We start from the raw sequence: 1251 nt of genomic DNA on the forward strand, positions 1-1251 counted from the left end.
TGGACTTGTTCCCTCGCAGCGGACGCCAAGAAGCGATATTTTAATCGCAATCTTGGAGGCACTTATGGCACAGCAAACTCGCCGCAGTTACACCGACGACTTCAAAGCTCAGGCAGTGACACTCGCTGAAAGCATTGGTCGAGGAGAAGCTGCCCGACAGTTGGATATCTCGGTCAAAACCTTAGGTAATTGGCTGGACGCCGCACGCAACGGGCGTCCTCTCAGTTCTCCTGCCCGGCATCCGGTCTCTGACCTGGAAAGCGAGCTGGCTCGGCTTCGAGCTGAAAATGCCACGCTCAAAATGGAGCGAGAAATCCTAAAAAAAGCGACGGCGTTCTTTGCCAAAGAGTCCAACTGAGATACGCCTTTGTCGCCCGTGAACGGACTCACTTTCCAGTCAGGCTGTTATGTCGAGTGATGGAGGTCTCGGTGTCGGGCTTTCACGGCTATTTGAAGCGTCAGAAACGTCCTGATCCAGATGTGGCGATTCGCTTGGAAATTCGCGCGATTCATCGGGCAAGCCGAGGCACTTATGGGCGTCCACGCATGGTTAAGGCGCTTCATAACCGCTCGTACGCGATAGGGCACAAGCGAGTAGCTCGTCTGATGAGAGAGGAAATGCTGCGAGGAAAAATCAAAGCCCGCTTCAAACACTCGACGGATAACCGGTATATCCAACCTATTTCTGACAACGTGTTGAAACGACGCTTTTCCGTGACAAGCCCAGCACCCGCCTGGGTGGGGGATATCACGTATATTTCGACCCGCCAGGGTTGGTTGTACTTGGCTGTGGTGTTGAGTATCCAGACCCGGCAGGTGCTGGGTTACAGCCTGTCGGATCGTATGCCCGAGGGCTTGGTACAACAGGCGTTCATGAACGCCTGGACCAGAGCGCCCGTGGATCACGGTGTGATTTTTCACTCTGATCGAGGCCGACAATACACCGGTAGCGGTTTTCGTAGCATGATCGCGGAAAGAGGCTTCGTGCAAAGCATGAGCCGTAAGGGGAATTGCTGGGATAACGCCGTGGCAGAGAGCTTTTTTGCCACACTCAAGAAGGAAGAAGCCATCGGTGTGTATCCCAGCAAAGCACAGGCCCATGCATCAATCGCAAGCTACATCCATGGGTTTTACAACGCGGCACGGCTGCACTCGGCGCTGGGATACAGCTCACCTAATGACTACGCAAAGCAACTGAAGCAAACTGCTTAACACTCGCTTCATGGCGTACGTTTTGAGGGAACAAGTCCA

General features: G+C 53.9%; 2 protein-coding genes. Both read left to right on the plus strand.

Translation table 11 applies throughout. The annotated features are described in order from the left end of the window. Nucleotides 1-358, plus strand: a 358-nt coding sequence (locus H096_RS24780; RefSeq protein WP_206542901.1) for a transposase, incomplete at its 5' end; no start/stop codon positions are given. Beyond that, complete coding sequence (locus H096_RS24785) at nucleotides 355-1212, plus strand: IS3 family transposase (protein ID WP_033901970.1); 858 nt, start codon at nucleotides 355-357, stop codon at nucleotides 1210-1212. The genes H096_RS24780 and H096_RS24785, both read left to right, overlap by 4 nt. The last annotated feature ends 39 nt before the right edge of the window (nucleotides 1213-1251 follow it).

Origin of the sequence: Pseudomonas sp. FH1 (genome assembly GCF_000510895.2) — a bacterium.
GTDB classification, from domain to species: domain Bacteria; phylum Pseudomonadota; class Gammaproteobacteria; order Pseudomonadales; family Pseudomonadaceae; genus Aquipseudomonas; species Aquipseudomonas azotoformans_A.